The sequence below is a fragment of the Dehalococcoidia bacterium genome, assembly GCA_035310145.1.
In the GTDB taxonomy this organism is placed as follows: Bacteria; Chloroflexota; Dehalococcoidia; order CAUJGQ01; family CAUJGQ01; genus CALFMN01.
This window is the reverse complement of sequence record DATGEL010000130.1, coordinates 30,509-47,833: the sequence shown is the minus strand read 5'-3', so window position 1 is coordinate 47,833 and position 17,325 is coordinate 30,509. Positions and strand designations below refer to the sequence as shown.

14 protein-coding genes are annotated in these 17,325 nt (G+C 69.7%); 12 read left to right on the top strand and 2 right to left on the bottom strand.

Annotated elements, in window-relative coordinates:
* Positions 1-105: 105 nt before the first annotated feature.
* Both VKV26_24190 and VKV26_24185 read right to left on the bottom strand, forming a co-directional pair.
* Entirely contained in the window at positions 106-2,439 is a 2,334-nt protein-coding gene (locus tag VKV26_24190; protein HLZ73015.1) for a DUF6531 domain-containing protein, read from the bottom strand.
* A gap of 54 nt (positions 2,440-2,493) precedes the next feature.
* Positions 2,494-2,898 carry a hypothetical protein gene (locus tag VKV26_24185; protein HLZ73014.1) on the bottom strand — a complete coding sequence of 135 codons (405 nt, stop codon included), beginning with the start codon at positions 2,896-2,898 and terminating at the stop codon, positions 2,494-2,496.
* 284 nt (positions 2,899-3,182) lie between these two features.
* Here VKV26_24185 and VKV26_24180 point away from each other — a divergent pair, with 284 nt between their 5' ends.
* The 12 genes from VKV26_24180 (at position 3,183) to hflX (ending at position 17,263) form a co-directional block, all read left to right on the top strand.
* The gene (locus tag VKV26_24180; protein ID HLZ73013.1) at positions 3,183-3,698 is read left to right on the top strand and encodes a cupredoxin domain-containing protein; all 516 of its coding nucleotides are present in this window, start codon (positions 3,183-3,185) and stop codon (positions 3,696-3,698) included.
* Positions 3,699-3,771: 73 nt separating this feature from the next.
* Positions 3,772-4,836 carry a thioredoxin family protein gene (locus VKV26_24175; GenBank protein HLZ73012.1) on the top strand — a complete coding sequence of 355 codons (1,065 nt, stop codon included), beginning with the start codon at positions 3,772-3,774 and terminating at the stop codon, positions 4,834-4,836.
* Positions 4,837-4,941: 105 nt separating this feature from the next.
* Positions 4,942-6,846 (top strand): 1-deoxy-D-xylulose-5-phosphate synthase, encoded by a 1,905-nt coding sequence (dxs, locus tag VKV26_24170; protein HLZ73011.1) that lies wholly within the window; start codon positions 4,942-4,944, stop codon positions 6,844-6,846.
* Between the two features lie 111 nt (positions 6,847-6,957).
* Positions 6,958-8,280, top strand: a complete 1,323-nt coding sequence (locus VKV26_24165) for a cytochrome P450 (GenBank protein ID HLZ73010.1) — start codon at positions 6,958-6,960, stop codon at positions 8,278-8,280.
* Positions 8,281-8,502: 222 nt separating this feature from the next.
* Positions 8,503-9,531 carry a polyprenyl synthetase family protein gene (locus VKV26_24160; GenBank protein HLZ73009.1) on the top strand — a complete coding sequence of 343 codons (1,029 nt, stop codon included), beginning with the start codon at positions 8,503-8,505 and terminating at the stop codon, positions 9,529-9,531.
* A gap of 62 nt (positions 9,532-9,593) precedes the next feature.
* Positions 9,594-10,805, top strand: a complete 1,212-nt coding sequence (locus VKV26_24155) for a phosphoglycerate kinase (protein HLZ73008.1) — start codon at positions 9,594-9,596, stop codon at positions 10,803-10,805.
* A gap of 48 nt (positions 10,806-10,853) precedes the next feature.
* Positions 10,854-12,062 (top strand): 2,3-bisphosphoglycerate-independent phosphoglycerate mutase, encoded by a 1,209-nt coding sequence (locus VKV26_24150; GenBank protein ID HLZ73007.1) that lies wholly within the window; start codon positions 10,854-10,856, stop codon positions 12,060-12,062.
* A gap of 46 nt (positions 12,063-12,108) precedes the next feature.
* Positions 12,109-12,894, top strand: a complete 786-nt coding sequence (tpiA, locus tag VKV26_24145) for a triose-phosphate isomerase (protein ID HLZ73006.1) — start codon at positions 12,109-12,111, stop codon at positions 12,892-12,894.
* Positions 12,895-12,896: 2 nt separating this feature from the next.
* Entirely contained in the window at positions 12,897-13,880 is a 984-nt protein-coding gene (miaA, locus tag VKV26_24140; protein HLZ73005.1) for a tRNA (adenosine(37)-N6)-dimethylallyltransferase MiaA, read from the top strand.
* Positions 13,849-14,688 (top strand): diaminopimelate epimerase, encoded by an 840-nt coding sequence (dapF, locus tag VKV26_24135; protein ID HLZ73004.1) that lies wholly within the window; start codon positions 13,849-13,851, stop codon positions 14,686-14,688. The genes miaA and dapF overlap by 32 nt, the downstream gene beginning before the upstream one ends.
* Positions 14,689-14,791: 103 nt before the next feature.
* Positions 14,792-15,967, top strand: coding sequence for an LL-diaminopimelate aminotransferase (locus VKV26_24130; GenBank protein ID HLZ73003.1), 1,176 nt, complete (start codon positions 14,792-14,794; stop codon positions 15,965-15,967).
* A 24-nt stretch (positions 15,968-15,991) separates the two neighbouring features.
* A complete protein-coding gene (hflX, locus tag VKV26_24125) occupies positions 15,992-17,263 on the top strand; it encodes a GTPase HflX (protein ID HLZ73002.1) in 1,272 nt (423 codons plus the stop codon).
* Positions 17,264-17,325: the final 62 nt, after the last annotated feature.

Below are 17,325 nucleotides of genomic sequence, written 5' to 3'. Positions count from 1 at the left end.
CATCCAACAGCGGCTCAAGCGGGCCGGGGCACGCTGGTCGGATGCTGGCGGCCAGGTCATGGTTGCACTCCGCGCCCAGCACGCCACGCAACTCGCCCAGGCCGCCTAATCACTTGACCCATTACAACTTGTCACACCCTGCGGGTCGGTGGCGCTCGTCAGCCAGTGGTTGCCGGCCGCGTCGTAGCCGTACCCGATCGTGCCGCCCAGCACGGTGCCCACGCCGGTGAGGGCGCTTCCCGTGTAGCCGTAGAAAACGATGCTCCCGGCGTTGTCGTTGACGCTGACGATGCGCCCGCCCTGGTAGGCGATACTGAGATAGCGGCCGCTCACGCGGTCCTTGATCAGGGTGATGTTGCCGCTGCCGTCGTGCGTCAGGTCGATCGCGTTGCCGGCGCGGTCAGTGATCGTGTTCAGGGTGTAGGGCGGCTGCGCCCCGCTCAGGTACTGGCCGAACTGGCAGCCGTTGCAGGAGAAGGTGTAGGTGCGCTGGTCGGCCGTGGTCAGGTAGAAGAAGCCGGAGCCGCTGCTCAGCGTCGCGTTCACGCCCTTGGGCGCGGCGAAGACGCCGCCGCCCTGCCCCTGGCCCAGGTAGGTGAAGTAGTAGACGCCGCCGCCGGGCGTGTTCGCCACCACGCCGGTGGCGTTGTTCACCCACTGGGCGCTGCTCTGCCAGTTGTGCGCCCAGCGGTCGCCCAAAGGCGCCGTCTGGCCGGGGGCGACGAGGGCGCGCGTGCTGTAGGCGCGCGTGAAGCTGAGCGTGCCCGCCACGCCGGGTACGCTGAGGTCTGTCGCCGTGAGGTTGAGCGCGCCCGTCACGGTATCGACGCCGGCGCCGGCCGCCGCCGACAGCGCCTTGGGGAAGCGCGGCGCCGCCGCCAGGCCCGCCGCCGGCACGCCGGTGGCCGTGGGGCCGTCCGCCCGGTCCAGGTAGGCGGCGCTGGGGTAGTGCACCCCCGTGTCCGAGTCAGCGCCGATCAGCACCACGCCGATCTGCCCGGGCGCACCGAGCGAGGACGGCACCTGCACGTCGGCCTCGACCCAGGTGTTCCCCGGCGTGGGGCCGGGGCGGCTGTCGTAGTAGATCTGGGTGTAGACGCCCGTCTGGCTGTTGTACCACTTCACCTGCACGGCCGAGCCGTTGTTGACGCCTGCCTGCAGGTTGTCGATCAGCTCATACCCCAGGCGGAAGCTCGAACAGCTGCCGCCGCCGGAGCAGGCGCCGCTGAAGTCCAGGCTCAGCGCTGTGGACCAGTACTGGTAGTTGGGCGGCGGGCCGGAGGGCCCCACCGACCAGCCGATGGGTGCGCCGCCGTAGCTCTGCGGCGTGCCGCCGAAGTCGGGATTGACGATCCAGGAGACGCCGGCGCCGCTGGCCGTGGCCAGCGCGGGCAAAGGGCTGGTGAAGCTCCACCAGGTGGCGCTGTAGCCGGCGCAGGCGCCGGCGCCGTTACAGGCCTGCACGTTCCACGAATAGCTCTGGCCGGGCAAAAGCCCTTCGCTTGCCGGCACGGTGGTGGAGAGGCTCGTGGTGGTGTGCAGGTCGCCCAAAAAGTGGCCCTGCGGTTCGCCGTAGGGGTCGTAGAGGCTGACGATGTAGAAGGTCGTGCCGGGGATCGCGCCCGCCGGCTGGCTCCAGCTCAGCGTGAGCGCGTTGGGGTTCTGCGCCGTGGGCAGCGTCACGCTGGCGCCGTTGGCCGGGCTGATCTCCAGCGCCGCGCCCGGCGCCGTTGCCGTGGTGAACGTCCATTGGTCGGTGAAGCCGGAGCAAAAGTCGCCGTTGCAGGCGTTGACCGCCCAGTCGTAGGTGTGGCCCAGCACCAGGTTCTCGCTCGTGGGCGCGGTGGCGTACAGGTTCGTCGTCGGCGGCAGGTCGGGCAGGAAGTCGCCGGTGGCGTCGTCCTGGAGGCCGACGACGTAGACGGTGCTGCCGGCCGTGGCGCCCGCGGGCTGGCTCCAGCTGAAGGTGGGCGTGGTTTCGGGCGTGGCGCTCAGCAGCGTGACGTAATCGGGCGCGCCGGCCGGCCCCTGCACGAAGAAGTCCCATTCGCCGCTGCGGGCCGAGCAGTTCGTGCCGTTGCAGGCCTTGACGGACCAGAAGTAGCGGTGGCTGTTCTGCAGCGCTTCGCTCTGCGGCACGGCGAGGCTGGTGCTCGTCGTAGTCAGGGTAGGCAGGTTCTGGTTGGTGTTCCAGTCCGAGAGGAAGAGGCTGTAGACCGTGACGCCAGGGCTGGCGCCCGCGGGCTGCGTCCACGACAGGGTGCCGGTCGGACTCACGTCGAGCTGGCCGTTGGCCGGGGCCAGCAGCGCCGGCGTGCCCGGCGCGCCGGTCTGCGCCGCCGCCGGCAGCGCGCCCAGCGTCGCGCCGCACAGCAGCGCACCAACGAGGCCGGCGAGCAGGCCGAGCAGCGGGTGCAGGCGGCGGGTGCGGGAGCGCATCGGGCACCTCACGGCAGAGCGTGGCGAGACATGGTGGCGGCGCCGCGCCGGCGCTCAGGGACCGCGCGGCGTGGCCGTGGGCGTTGGCGGATGGGCGGGCGACGGCGAAGGGGTGGCGCGTGCGGTGGCCGTGGCCGTCGCCGTGAGGGTGGCGCTGGCGGTGGCGGTGGGGGAGGGCGTGGGCGTCCGGGAGGGCGGCAGGCTCGCCTGGGACAGCGCCTGCACCTGCGCTGGCGAGAGATGTCGCGGCACGCCGTGCACGCGGGCGGCGGGGGTGAGGTCCGGCCGCGGCGGGTGCGCGTGCAGCGCCTGCGCCGGCGGCGTGGCCCGGCGCGGTGGGGTGCCCGCCTGGGCCGTGGTTCCCGAACGCTGGTGCGCCGTGGTGACTGCGGCGGCGGCGCCCAGCGGCAGCGTGGTCAGGCAGAGCAGCAGCACGAGGCGCCGGCGGGGCAGACGCATCGCGGGCCTCCGCACGCTGCGCAGCAGCGCGGTGCTCGGAAGCCTACCCCCCCCCGCATATCGTGTCAAGACCGATCTGCGTGCAGTTTGCTTGCAGAGTGTGAACCGTGCGGTGCGGCGCGATCGTTGGCTCCGCGACGGATCGCTGCTCAGGGGTTGGCTATATCACGGACCGCGGCGACATCGGCGCCTGAGGTCGAGCGGCGCCGCGGCCGATTGTGCAATAATGTACAAACCGGGACACGGCTCCGGCACACCTCGCCGGACCTCAGGAGAGAGCCTCGATGCGGTCTGGTCTTGTTCGAATCCTGCTGCCCGCCGGTCTTGCGGTGGCGCTGGTGGGCACGGCGGCCTGCGGCAGCAGCAACAACAACGGCAACACGGCGGCGAACAGCGGCACGACCAATAGCGCCGCGCCCGTGGCGTCGGTGGTATCTTCGCCCGCCGCTGGGGTGTCCGTGACGAAGCCGGCCGGCACCGTCGCAGCCCCCAGTGCGGGGTCGCCCGCGGCCGCGGCGACCGCGCTCACGGAAGTCGCCACCGACAATAAGTTCTCCGAGACCAAGTACACGGTGAAGGCCGGCGTGCCGGCGACCCTGACCATCGAGAATCACGGCCAGGCGATCCACAACTGGCACCTGCTCGACATGAAGGACGACAGCGGCAAGGAGATCAAGACCGATCTGACCAACGGCGGCAAGAGCAGCTCGGTGACCTTCACGATCAGCAAGCCCGGCACCTACAACTTCCACTGCGACGTGCATCCGACGGAGATGACGGGCACATTGGTTGTGCAGTAGGCAGTCGGCTAAGATCGGCGGGGGCCGCGGCAGCGTATCACTGGTGGCCGGGTCTGCTGGGCGGAGGTGTGCGGTGATACGGCTCGGGGCAACGGGTCGGTTTGCAGCGGCGGGAAGGTGGCCGCTGGCGGCGGTCCTCTGCGGCTCTCTGGCGTTGCTCGCCTGCGGCGGCGGCAAGAACAACACCGCCGCCGGTGCCAAAGCACCGGCCAAGGCGCCGGCAGCGACGCAGGCGGCCGCGGCCACACCCGACCTCGCCGGCCCTGCCTGCCCGCCGGGCGGCAGCCTGCGGCCGGTGATCGCCTCATCGGAGCTGGTGACAGGACCGAACCGCTTCACGATCGGCATCCTCGACCGCCAGTGCACGCCGATACCGGATGCGAAGGTCCACCTCAAGTTCTTCGAGCTGGTCGGGCAGGCGCAGGGCAACCAGGCACAGGGCACCCTTCGCTTCGAGGCCGACGCGACCTTCCGCTCACCGGGCCGCGAGGCCGGCCTGCCCGCCGTGGAGACCGTGACGCGGCCCGACGGTACGCGCATCTCCGTGGCCAGCGGCGGTGACGACGTGGGCATCTACGAGGCGCAGGTCGCCTTCGACAAGGCGGGCAACTGGGGCGTGGAGGCGGACGTGACGGGCGCCGACGCCGTGCACAGCGGCGTGGTGCGCACGCCGTTCACGGTGCTGGCGCAGAGCACGACCCCGGCGATCGGCTCGCCGGCGCCGCGCAGTCAGAACCTGACGGTGAAGGACGATCCGCAGTTCAAGCTGATCGACACCTCCGCGCACCCCTCGGCCGACATGCACACGGAAACGGTGGCCGAGGCGATCGCGCAGCACCACCCGACGCTCGTGCTGTTCGCCACGCCGGGCTACTGCACCAGCCGCCTCTGCGGGCCGGAGCTGGAATTGGCGCGCAAGCTGGAGCCGAAGTACCAGGGCAAGGCAGACTTCATCCACATCGAGATCTACAAGAATCCCCAGACCAAGGAGCTGATGCCCGCGGTGGAGGAGTGGCGCCTGCAGACGGAGCCCTGGTTCTTCGTCGTGGACAAGAACGGGAATGTCGCCGCGAAGTTCGAGGGGCCGACCACGCTGGAGGAGATCGACGCGGCGCTGACAAAGGTGACGGCCGGATGAGGCGGCCGATAAGCGCGTGAGTGTATGCTGCCGGGGGTGCTCACGCCCCATGCTCTGCAGACGGCAGCCCGGCGCCCTGAGCCAAGTGCTGCGCAGGAAAGGCGAATGACCGACGAAACCACCGCCCTTTCATCGACGCCGCTGCTCGACCGCGTGCAGCGCCCGCAGGATCTGCACGCGATGACGCACGGCGAACTGGAGGCGCTGGCGGAAGAGATCCGCGCCGAGCTGGTCCGCGTCGTCTTCGAGACCGGCGGCCACCTCGCCTCCAACCTCGGCACCGTCGAGTTGACGATCGCGTTGCACTCGCTGCTGGACAGCCCGCGCGACAAGATCGTCTGGGACGTCGGCCACCAGGCCTATGTGCACAAGCTGCTCACCGGGCGGCGCGACCGCTTCGAGACGATCCGCCAGTGGGAGGGCCTCACGCCCTTCTGCGAGCGCGACGAGAGCGAGCACGACGTCTGGGGCGCCGGCCACGCCAGCACGTCGCTCTCGGCGGCGACAGGCATGGCGATCGCCCGCGATCTGCAGGGCGACGATTACAACGTGGTGGCCGTGATCGGCGACGGCGGCCTGACCGGCGGCATGGCGCTGGAAGCGATCAACCACATCGGCCACCTGGGCAAGCGGCTGATCGTTGTGTTCAACGACAACGGCATGTCGATCGCGCCGAACGTGGGCGCGATCAACCGCGTCTTCAACAAGATCCGGCTCGACGCCCGCTACCACTTCGCCAAGTCATCGCTCGGCCAGATCGCGCGCAAGATGCCGCTGGGCGATACGGCCTGGGAAGCCAGCCGCCGCGTCAAGCGCAGCGTGAAGGGCATGCTGATGCCGAGCATGCTGTTCGAGCAGCTCGGCTTCGACTACATCGGCCCCGTGGACGGGCACGACATCGGCGAGCTGCGCGCCGCCCTGCAGACGGCGCTGCAGTGGGAGGCCAAGCCGGTCTTCATCCACGCGATCACGCAGAAAGGCCACGGCTACGCGCCGGCCGAGGCTGACCCGGTGAAGCTGCACGGCGTCTCGCCGGCCGGCGGTGGCTCCGGCGGTCCACCCAAGTACCAGGATGTGTTCGGCGCCGCCGTGAGCGAGTTGATGCGCCGGGACAAGACGATCACGGCGATCACCGCGGCCATGCCGGACGGCACCGGCCTCGTCAAGACGATGCAGGAGTTCCCCGACCGCACTTTTGACGTCGGCATCTGCGAGCAGCACGGCGTCACGCTGGCGGCGGGCATGGCGACGCAAGGTCTGACGCCCATCGTCGCGATCTATTCGACGTTCCTGCAACGCGCCTACGACCAGATCATCCACGATGTCTGCGTGCAGAACCTGCACGTGGTTTTTGCCCTGGACCGCGCCGGCTTCGTGGGCGACGACGGCCGCACGCACCAGGGCGCCTTCGACCTCTCCTATCTCTCCTGCATCCCCAATATGGTCGTGTCCGTGCCAAAGGACGAGCAGGAGCTGCGCGACCTGCTGTTCACCGGCGTGGAGCACAGCGGTCCCTTCGCCCTGCGCTACCCGCGCGGCGCCGGCACGGGGGTCGAGCTACGGCCCGGCTTCCAGCCGATTCCGATCGGCAGCTGGGAGGTGCTGCGCGCAGGCGACGATGTGGCGATCATCGCCTGCGGCGCGGCGGTGCAGCCGGCGCTCAGCGCGGCTGAAGAACTGGCGGAGCACGGCGTCTCGGCCGCGGTGCTGAACGCGCGCTTCGTCAAGCCGCTGGATACGGAGCTGCTGCTCGACTACGCGCGGCGCATGCGGGCGCGTCATCTCTTGACGATCGAGGAGAACGTGGTGCGCGGCGGGCTTGGCTCCGCGGTCGCCGTGGAGCTGCAGAAGGCCGGGCTTGCCGAGGTCAAACTCGAGTGCATCGGCATGCCCGATCGCTTCGTGGAGCACGGCTCACAGAAGATCCAGCGGGCGCGCTACGGCGTCACCGCCGCGGCGATCGTGCAACGGTTGCTCAGCGCCACGCCGGAGGCGGTGCCGGCCTCCTAAGCGCTGATTCGCTCGGGGGTCGTCATCCGGCCGAGGCTGCGGCGAAGGATGTCGTTGTATAGTGGCCTCGACGCCGGCCGCGAGGCGCGGGTGGCGGAAAGGCGGCAGGGCATGGTCGTACTCGAACAGCGGATTACGCTCGACACCCTCGACATCACCGACACCGAGCGCTACGTGGCGCGAGGCTACCCCTGGCGCGAGTGGGACCTGTTGCGGCGCGAGGCGCCGGTCTTCTGGTACGAACGCCCCGGCTTCGAGCCGTTCTGGGCGATCACGAGGCACGCGGATATCGGCTTCGTTTCACGCAACCCGCAGCTCTTCTCCAACACGCAGCGGCTGCGCCTGGACAGCATCGAGGGTGTGGACATCCTGGAGCGCAGCCGCGAGCGCAACGCGCGGCGCTACGGCGGCAGCCCGAGCGATCCGCCCGACTTCATCTTCATGGACCCGCCGGCGCACCGGGAATACCGCGCCCTGACGAGCAAGAACTTCACTCCGCGCGCGATGGCCGGCCTGGAGCAGCACTTCCGCGAGATGTCCGGCGAGTTCGTGTCGGACTTCGCACGCGGCCTGGCGGCCAGCCACCCGGCAGGCGAGCCGCTGGACTTCGTCCACGAGCTGGCGGCGAAATTGCCGGTGGCGGCGATCTGCGAGATGGCGGCGATCCCGCGGGAGGACTGGGAGAAGGTCTTCCACTGGACCGAGGTGCTGATCGGCGCGGGCGACGCGGAGTACCAGCGCCCCGGCGAGGACCGTGAAACCACTGCTCGACGAGCCAGCGGCGAATGGAAGGCCTACACCTCGGCGCTGATCGAGCAGCGCCGCGATGCCGGCGCGACCGGCGACGACCTGGTCAGCATGCTCGTGCGCGCGGAGGTTGCAGGCGAGCCGTTGAGCGAGCGCGAGCTGATCAACTACATCAACCTGCTGCTGGCGGCCGGCAACGAGACCACGCGCAATGCCACGACCGGCGGCGTCCAGGCGCTCTTGCAGCACCCGGACCAGTTGAGCCTGCTGCTAGAGAACCCTTCTCTGGTCGAGCCGGCCGTGGAGGAGATCCTGCGCTGGACCTCGATCGTGATCCAGTTCGCGCGCACCTGCGTGGAAGACACGGAGATCCGCGGCCAGCGCATCCGCAAGGGCGAAACGGTGGCGATGTGGTATCCGTCCGCCAATCGCGACGAAGCGGTCTTCGAGGACCCGTACCGCTTCGACATCACCCGCGATCCGAATCCGCACTTCGCCTTCGGGGGCTACGGCGAGCACTTCTGCCTGGGCGCCAACCTGGCGCGCTGGGAGCTGCGCGTGATGCTGCGCGCCCTGCTGCCGCTGCTGCCCGACCTGGAGCTGGCCGGCCCGGCGGAGATGGTCGCGCACAGCCTGCACGTGGGCGGGATCAAGCGGCTGCCGGTTCGCTACCGGCTGCGCGCTTGACCCCGCCGCCGGAAGCCGCGTCCGCATGGGAAGTCTCCATCTGCCATAGGTGCGGCGCGCCCAATTGCAACCGTGGCGCTGCCCTCTGGCCCGAGGCGTGAGGGATGCGGTTAGTAGAACTGCGGAAGCCCCCGAACCATCCTTCCTCATCTCCCATGAGTCCCATGAGTCCCATGAGGGGAAGGGACAGCCGGCGCCGCCGGCAGGGATAGGTGACGCCCGATGCCTGCGCCGCCGGCCGCCCTGAACCGCTTCCGCGCCGCCGTCGAGCAGGAGATGCGCGACACGCTGCGCGGTGGCGAGGGACCGCTCTACGCGATGCAACGTTACCACCTCGGTTGGGAGGAGGCGGACGGCAGCGCGACCACGGGCGTGAGCGGCAAGGTCTTCCGCCCCGCACTCTGTCTGCTCTGCTGCGAGGCGCTGGGCGGCGACCCGGATCGCGCCCTGCCCGGCGCCGCCGCGCTCGAGTTGCTGCACAATTTTTCGCTGATCCACGACGATATCGAAGACCGCAGCCGTTTCCGTCACGGCCGGCGCACGCTGTGGGACTTGTGGGGCGTCGAGCTGGCGATCAACGCCGGCGACGCGATGTTTACCGCGGCGCGGCTGGCGCTGCACCGGCTTGCGGCCCGTGAGTATGCGCCGCAGACGATCCTCAACGCCTTTCTGCTTTTTGACCGCACGTCTCAACATCTCTGCGAGGGGCAGGACGCCGATTTGCGCTTCGAGCAGCGTGCCGCGGTGCCGCTGGACGAATATCTGGCGATGATCGCCGGTAAAACGGGGGCGCTGATCGGCGCCTCGGCGGCGCTGGGCGCCGTGCTGGCCGAGCGGCCCGGCGGCACGGTCGCCTTGTTCGAGCGCTTCGGCCGGCTGCTGGGGCGGTCCTATCAGATCCAGGACGACGTGCTCGGCGTCTGGGGGATCGAAGCCGTGACCGGCAAGCCAAGCGGCGACGATATCCGCTCGAAGAAGAAGGCCTATCCGATCACGCGGGCGCTGGAAGCCGCGCAGGCCGAAGACCGGCTTTTGCTGGCGGAACTGTACGCGCAGCCGGAACTGGACGAAGCGAGCGTGGCCGCGGTGCTGGCCATCTTCGAGCGCAACGGCATCCGCCGCGACGCGGAGGCCGCCGCTCGACGCGCGGCCGCGGAGGCGATCGCCTTGCTCGACCGCATTGAACTGCGGGAGCCGGCGCGGACCGAACTGCGCCGGCTCACCGAGTTCGTGGCCGAACGGGAAGCGTAGCGCGCCGGGCTACTCCCAGCCGGCTGTTCCCAAGCTGCCGCCGCCTACCGTACGCTTGCCGCATGACGAAGAAAACCGTGCGGGACATCGACGTGGCGGGCAAGCGCGTGCTGGTCCGCGTCGATTTCAATGTGCCGCAAGATAAGACCAGCGGCGCGATCGACGACGATTCGCGCATCCGCGCGGCGCTGCCCACGATCGACTACCTGCGCGACCACCAGGCGAAGACGATTCTCGTCTCACACCTCGGCCGGCCGGACGGCAAAGTGGTGGAAAAGCTGCGGCTGAAACCCGTGGCGGCACGCTTGCAGGAGCTGCTCGGCGCGCCGGTGGCCTACGCCACGGACTGCATCGGGCCGGAGGCAGAGGGCGCCGTCGCCCGGCTGCAGCCGGGCGACGTGCTGCTGCTGGAGAACGTGCGCTTTCACCCCGAGGAAGAGACGAACGACCCGGAGTTCGCGCATAAGCTGGCCGCGCTTGCCGACCTTTACGTGGACGACGCCTTTGGCACGGCGCACCGCACCCACGCCTCGACCGAGGGCGTGGCGCACGATCTGCCCGCGGTCGCCGGGTTGCTGATGGAGCGCGAGCTGGACTTTTTGGGCCGCGCGAACCAGAACCCGCAGCGGCCGTACGCCGCGATCATCGGCGGCGCCAAGGTCAGCGACAAGATCGCCGTGCTGCGCCGCCTGGTCGAGACGGTGGACAAGCTGCTGATCGGCGGCGGCATGGCGAACACCTTTCTGGCCGCACGCGGTTACCAGCTCGGTGCGTCGCTGGTCGAGCAGGATCAGCTCGACGTCGCCAACGAAGTCACTCAACGGGCGGCGCAGCGCCGCATCTCGCTGCTGCTCCCCGAGGATTTGGCGGTGGCCGAGCGCTTTGCCGCGGACGCCGGGCGCGAAGTCCTCGATCTGCCGGAGCGCACGGATAACCCGCATACGGTGTTGGAAGACGGTATGATGGCGCTCGACATCGGGCCGAAGACGGTGGCCACCTTCACCGCCGCGCTGCAGGGCTGCAAACTGATCGTCTGGAACGGGCCGCTCGGCGTCTTCGAGTTTCCCAACTTCGCCCTGGGCACGATGCTGATCGCCGACGCCGTGGCGAAGACCGGGGCGACCACGATCGTGGGCGGCGGCGAAACGGTGGCGGCGATACACCGCGCCGGCGTGGCCGATCGCATCAGCCATATCTCGACCGGCGGCGGCGCCTCGCTGGAGTTCCTCGAAGGGAAGACGCTGCCGGGTGTAGCGGTGCTGCAAGACAAGTAGGCGCCGCACAATGCCTGCGTCGCATGCTTTCTGTCCCACGGAGGCGAGATGGACGAGTCGGTGTTGCGCGAGGTGGTCGCGCCGAACCAGAGCAAGATCGTGCTGATGGTGCTCGACGGGCTCGGCGGCCTGCCGCACCCGGAGACGCGCAGGACCGAGCTTGAGACGGCCGACATTCCGCACCTGGACCGGCTGGCCGCCGAAAGTGCCTGCGGGCTGACGATCCCGGTGGCGCCGGGTGTGACGCCGGGCAGCGGCCCCGGTCACCTGGCGCTGTTCGGCTACGACCCCGTGCGCTGGAACATCGGGCGCGGCGTGCTCGAAGCGGTGGGGATCGAGTTCCCGCTCGAGCCGAGCGACGTGGCGGCGCGGGGCAATTTCTGCACGGTAGACGAAGGCGGCCTGATTACCGATCGCCGTGCGGGGCGCATCCCGACGGAACGCTGCGTCGAGCTGTGCAATATGCTGCGCGAGATCGAGCTGCCGGGCGCGGTGGCCCTGATCGAGCCGGTGCGCGAACACCGCTTCGTGCTGGTGCTGCGCGGCGAAGGCCTCTCCGATGACCTCGCGCCGCTGGGCACCGACCCACAGCACGAAGGACTGAAGCCGTTGCCGGTGCAGGCGCGATCGGCCGAGGCCGAGCCGACGGCGCGCCTGTTCAACGAGTGGATCGGCAAGGCGAACGCACTGCTCAAGCATCAGCATCCGGCCAACTCTGTGCTGGTGCGCGGCTTCGCGAAATATCCCGATCTGCCGCCGATGAAGGAGCGTTTCGGGCTGAACCCGGCCGCGATCGCGGTCTACCCGATGTACCGCGGCCTGGCGAAGCTGGCGGGCATGCAGATCCTGAAGACCGGCAGTAGCTTCGAGGACGAGATCGCCACGCTGCGCGAGCGCTGGGACGAGTTCGACTTCTTCTTTATCCATTACAAGAAGACGGACGCGGCCGGCGAGGACGGCGATTTCATGCGCAAGGTCCACGCGCTGCAGGAGTTCGACGCACAACTGCCCAAAGTGCTCGACCTGCAGCCCGACGTGCTGATGGTGGCCGGCGACCACTCGACGCCGGCGATCATGGCGGCGCATAGCTGGCATCCCGTGCCGTTCCTGCTGCACGCGAGGCTGACACGGGCGGATGAAGCGGACGCGTTCAACGAGCCGTCGTGCCAGAAGGGTGCGCTGGGCACCTTCCCCGCGCGCGAGGCGCTGCAACTGGCGCTGGCGCATGCGGGCCGCTTCACCAAGTTCGGCGCATGAGGCAACAATCCAAAGCGACATAACGTACGTGCGAGGCAAGGAGCCGATGGCGCAGCGCAGGCCGATTGCGGCCGGCAATTGGAAGATGAACCCGGCGAGCCAGGTCGAGGCAAGCGACCTGGCGTCGACGCTTGCCGTGGAGCTGGTCGCGCTTACCGGCGCCGATCTCGTCGTCTTTCCTCCCCTCCCGTTTCTCCATGCAGTTGCTCAGCGATTGGCAGGAACGAGGCTGGGCTTGGGAGCGCAGAACCTGCACTGGGAGGAGAAGGGGGCGTTCACCGGTGAAGTGAGCGCCGCCATGCTGCCGGCCGGCGTGGGCTGGACGCTGATCGGACATTCGGAGCGGCGGCAGTATTTCTGCGAGACGGACGAGACGGTGAACAAGAAGCTGCGCGCCGTGCTGGGCAGGCTCATGCCGATCGTCTGCGTCGGCGAGTCGTTGGCGGAGCGCGATGCGGGGCAAGTCGAGGCGGTGCTCGAGCGGCAGGTCCGCGGCGCGCTGGACGGCATCGAGTTCCCGGCCGGCTTCGGGCCTGCTTCGTCGCTTCAGTTTGCCTACGAGCCGGTATGGGCGATCGGCACCGGCCGGGCGGCGACGCCGGAGCAGGCGAACGAGGCGATGGGCCACATCCGTCGCGTGCTGGCCGGGCTGCACGGGCAGGAGATCGCCGGACGGATGCGCATCCTCTACGGCGGCAGCGTCGCGGACAAGAACGTGGCCGAGATCATGACGCAGCCGGAGATCGACGGCGCCCTCGTCGGCGGCGCCAGCCTGAATGCCGAGGCGTTCGCCAGCATCGCCCGGCAGATCGCCGCCGCCCGCCCGGGCTGATCATGTCGCGCGCGGCGCCGGAGCCGCTGATCGCCGTCGTCGGCCCGACGGCTACCGGCAAGAGCGAGCTCGCCGTTGTCCTGGCCCAGGTTCTCGGCGGCGAAGTGATCGGAGCCGACTCGCGCCAGGTGTACCAGGGCATGGCGATCGGCACGGCGCAGCCGGGGCTGGAGCTGCAGGCCGCCGTGCCGCACCACCTGGTAGGTTTTCTGCCGCCCGACGCGCCGTTCGGATTGGCGATCTATCTCGATTCGGCGCGCGAGGCGATCGCAGGCATTTGGGCGCGCGGACGCGTGCCCATCCTCGCGGGCGGCACCGGGCAATACCTTGCGGCGCTGATCGAGGGCTGGAACGTGCCGCGCGTGCCGCCGCACGCGGCCTTCCGCGCCGCGCTGGCGGCCCAGGCCGAACGTGACGGACGGGAGGCGCTGCATCAGCGGCTTGCCACGCTCGATCCCGATGCGGCCGCGGGCATCCATCCGCACAACCTGCGCCGCGTGATTCGTGCGCTCGAAGTGATCGAGCACAGCGGCCGGCCCTTCTCGGTGCAGCGAGGAAGCGGCGGCCAAGAACGGGCGACCGTGCTCGGCCTCGAACTGCCGCGCGAGCTGCTCTACGAACGCATCGACCGGCGCGTGGAGGCGATGTACGCGGCCGGGCTGCTGGACGAGGTGCGGCAGCTTGAGCGCGACGGCTTCGGCAGCACGCTGCCGAGTATGGCCGGTATCGGGTATCCTGAAGCGTGGGCCGTGTCGCGCGGGGAGGTGAGCGCCGCGGAGGCGATCCGCCGCACGCAACTGGCGACGCACCGCCTGGCGCGGCAGCAGCTCACCTGGTTCCGGCGGGCGGCGCTGGGCATTCACTGGCTGCGCGCAGACCGTGCGGATCTGCGCGAGGCGGCGCTTGCGCACATTCGACGCCGGCGTTCAGCAGTGGAACCAACCGAGGAGACCGATGCGCTTCACGAAGATGCACGGGACGGGTAACGACTTCGTGGTGCTCGACGGCCGCAGGGCCGCCGCCGACTGGTCCGCCCTCGCGGTGCCGATGAACGACCGCCACTTCGGCGTCGGCGGCGACGGGCTGATCGTGGCGCTGCCTTCCGACCGCGCCGATCTGCGCATGCGCATGTTCAACCCGGACGGCTCCGAGGCCGAGATGTGCGGCAACGGCATCCGTTGCCTGGCGAAGTACGCCGTGGAACAGGGGCTTGTAGCCAGCAGCAGGGAGAGCCTGCTGGTGGAGACGCTGGCCGGCGATCTCACCTGCGAGCTGCGCCGCGAGCGTGGCGCGGTCACGGTGGTGCGCGTGAGCATGGGGGCGCCGCAGCTCGATCCGCGCGCGATTCCGGTGCTGGCCGAGCAGGCGCCGCCGGTGATCGGCTTGCCCGTGCGCGCCGGCGGGCGCGAGTTCGCCGTGACCTGCGTGTCGATGGGGAACCCGCACGCCGTCTGGTTCACCGACGAAGTGGTCGCCGAGTTCCCGCTGCGCGAGTTTGGGCCGCTGGTCGAGCGGCATCCCGCCTTCCCGCGACGGGTCAACTTCGAGATCGTCAACATCGAGCGGCCCGGCGTGGCTCGCGCCCGCGTCTGGGAGCGGGGCGCCGGCCTGACGCTGGCTTGCGGCACCGGCGCCTGCGCGGTGCACGTGGCGGCGCGGCTCAACGGCCTCACCGGCGACGCGACCGACGTCGCCCTGCCGGGCGGTACGCTGCGCATCGAGTGGAACGGCGCCGGCGATCTCTACCTGAGCGGCCCGGCCGCTGCCGTGTTCGAGGGCGAGTGGCCGGGTTGATTCCGCGCCCATGCGAGTTCAGCGACATTGAAGCCCGGGAAGCCCGGTCGAGTTGCCCCGCGGCCGGGCGAAGGTCTGAGCCGTCTTGCAGCAGGAGCAGGTGATGGAGTTTGCCCGCCGCGTTCAGGAACTGCCGCCATACCTGTTCGCCGAGATCAGCCGCAAGATCGCGGCCAAGCGCGCCCAGGGCATCGAAGTCGTCAGTTTCGGCATCGGCGACCCCGATCTGCCCACGCCGCCGCACATCATCGCGGCCTTGCAGCGGGCGGCCGAGGAACCGGCCAATCACCGCTATCCGGAAACCGAAGGGCTGCCTGAGCTACGCCAGGCGATGGCCGACTGGTACGAGCGCCGCTACGGCCTCTCCTTCGACCCGGCTAAAGAGGTGCTGCCGCTGATCGGCTCGAAAGAGGGCATCGGCCACGTCGCGCTGTGCTTCATCGATCCGGGCGACACGGCGCTGCAACCCGACCCGGCCTACCCGGTCTACGCCGTGGGCACGATGTTCGCCTGCGGCCATACGTACACGCTGCCGCTGGACGAAGAAGGCGGCTGGCTGCCCGATCTGGAGGCCGTGCCGGCGGACGTGGCGCACCGCGCCCGCGTGCTCTGGCTGAACTACCCCAACAACCCGACCGGCGCCGTGGCGGATCGGGAATTCTTCGAGCGGGCGGTAGCCTTCGCGCGCAAGTACGACATCGCCGTGCTGCACGACCTCGCCTACAGCGACGTGACCTACGACGGCTACGACGCGCCGTCGTTCATGCAGGCGAAGGGAGCGAGGGAGGTCGGCATCGAGTTCAGCTCACTGTCCAAGACCTACAACATGACCGGCTGGCGCCTGGGCACGGCCGTGGGCAACGCGGGAATGATCGATGCGCTGATGCGCGTCAAGTCGAACCTCGATTCCGGCATTCCGCAGGCGATCCAGCAGATGGGCATCGCTGCGTTGCGCGGCCCGCAGGACGCGGTGGCCGAGCACAATGCGGTCTATCAGGCGCGGCGCGATCGGGTCGTGACGGCGATGCGGCAGATCGGGCTGCGCTGTACGCCCCCGCGGGCGAGCCTTTATGTCTGGGCACAGATTCCGGCCGGCGAGACGAGCATCGGCTTTGCCGGCCGCCTGCTGGACGACACCGGCGTCGTGGTGACGCCGGGCATCGGCTACGGCGAGCAGGGCGAGGGTTACGTACGCCTTTCGCTGACCACACCGGATACCGCAATCGACGAAGGCTTGCGCCGGCTCGCGGCCTGGCGCAGCGAGGCCGCGAAGGCGTAGACGAGCAGACGACGCGGAGGCGGAATGACGACGGCACGAGTCCGCAGGATTTTGGGCGAGCGGGCCAACCGGCTGGAGCGGCTGCACGACACCGCGCCGCAGCAGGAGCGGGCGTTCCTGGTCGCGGCCGAGGTGAAGGGCCGCGCCGGCTGGTCGACGCAAAGTTCCCTGGACGAGCTGGCGCTGCTCGCGGAGACCGCGGGCGCCGAAGTCGTGGGCCGCGCGATCCAGCGTCTCGATCAGCCGAACTCCGCCACGTATATCGGCAAAGGCAAGGTGCAGGAGGTCGTCGACGAGCGTTCGGCCTGCGGCTACACCCTGGTGATCTTCGACGATGAGCTGACGCCCTCGCAGCAGCGCAACCTGGAAGATCTGCTCAAGGTCAAGGTGATCGACCGCACGGCCCTGATCCTCGACATCTTTGCCCGCCGCGCGCAGACGCGTGAGGGCCGCCTGCAGGTCGAGCTGGCGCAGCTCGACTACCTGCTGCCGCGCCTGGCGGGGCAGTGGTCGCACCTGGAACGGCTGGGCGGCGGCATCGGCACGCGCGGCCCGGGCGAGACGCAGATCGAAACCGACCGCCGCCTGATCCGCGACCGCATCGGGCGGCTGCGCACACAGATCGAGGATGTGCGCACGCACCGGGCGCTCTACCGCCGCCGCAGGGCGCGGCAGGGGGCGCGCGTGGCCGCGCTGGTCGGCTATACCAACGCCGGCAAGAGCACGCTGATGAACGCGCTCTCCGGCGCGGGTGTGCTGGCCGAAGATCGGCTCTTCGCCACGCTCGATCCGGTGACGCGGCGCATTCACCTGCTCGACGGCCGGCCGGCGCTGCTCACCGACACCGTCGGCTTCATCCAGAAGCTGCCGACGGCGCTGGTGGCCGCCTTTCGCGCCACGCTGGAAGAGCTGAGCGACGCCGGTGTGCTGCTGCACGTGGTGGACATCACCGACGCCAACGCGGCGGACCAAGCCGATGCCGTCGATGAGACGCTTGGCGCGCTGGATGTGGCGGAGAAGCCGCGCATTACCGTACTGAACAAGGTCGATCGGCTGTGCGCCGCGGACGGCGAGCCAGTCACGAGCCTGGACGATGTGCGCAAGACCGGCAGCGAGCTGGAGCCGCGAGCGGATGTGGTGCTGATATCTGCCGAGCGGCGCTGGGGCCTGGACGAGCTGCGCGAGGCGATGGCCGCCGCCTTCGCCGGAACGCTGGCGAGCGACACCGGGCTCGAACCAGCACGAGCCGGAGGGGAGCCGGCCATGCCAGTCCGCGGCAGCCGCGCTGCGGGCTGACCGAAATGTGGCGCGGCTGACTCCCGCCTGCGCGAGCACCGTGCAACGATGAAGTGGAGCAC

What these genes read in the sequence shown, in the direction of transcription:
- VKV26_24190 (HLZ73015.1), bottom strand. Translation starts at nt 2,439, where the DNA reads ATGCGCTCCCGCACCCGCCGCCTGCACCCGCTGCTCGGCCTGCTCGCC.
- VKV26_24185 (HLZ73014.1), bottom strand. Translation starts at nt 2,898, where the DNA reads ATGCGTCTGCCCCGCCGGCGCCTCGTGCTGCTGCTCTGCCTGACCACG.
- VKV26_24180 (HLZ73013.1), top strand. Translation starts at nt 3,183, where the DNA reads ATGCGGTCTGGTCTTGTTCGAATCCTGCTGCCCGCCGGTCTTGCGGTG.
- dxs (HLZ73011.1), top strand. Translation starts at nt 4,942, where the DNA reads ATGACCGACGAAACCACCGCCCTTTCATCGACGCCGCTGCTCGACCGC.
- VKV26_24165 (HLZ73010.1), top strand. Translation starts at nt 6,958, where the DNA reads ATGGTCGTACTCGAACAGCGGATTACGCTCGACACCCTCGACATCACC.
- VKV26_24160 (HLZ73009.1), top strand. Translation starts at nt 8,503, where the DNA reads ATGCCTGCGCCGCCGGCCGCCCTGAACCGCTTCCGCGCCGCCGTCGAG.
- VKV26_24155 (HLZ73008.1), top strand. Translation starts at nt 9,594, where the DNA reads ATGACGAAGAAAACCGTGCGGGACATCGACGTGGCGGGCAAGCGCGTG.
- VKV26_24150 (HLZ73007.1), top strand. Translation starts at nt 10,854, where the DNA reads ATGGACGAGTCGGTGTTGCGCGAGGTGGTCGCGCCGAACCAGAGCAAG.
- tpiA (HLZ73006.1), top strand. Translation starts at nt 12,109, where the DNA reads ATGGCGCAGCGCAGGCCGATTGCGGCCGGCAATTGGAAGATGAACCCG.
- miaA (HLZ73005.1), top strand. Translation starts at nt 12,897, where the DNA reads ATGTCGCGCGCGGCGCCGGAGCCGCTGATCGCCGTCGTCGGCCCGACG.
- dapF (HLZ73004.1), top strand. Translation starts at nt 13,849, where the DNA reads ATGCGCTTCACGAAGATGCACGGGACGGGTAACGACTTCGTGGTGCTC.
- VKV26_24130 (HLZ73003.1), top strand. Translation starts at nt 14,792, where the DNA reads ATGGAGTTTGCCCGCCGCGTTCAGGAACTGCCGCCATACCTGTTCGCC.
- hflX (HLZ73002.1), top strand. Translation starts at nt 15,992, where the DNA reads ATGACGACGGCACGAGTCCGCAGGATTTTGGGCGAGCGGGCCAACCGG.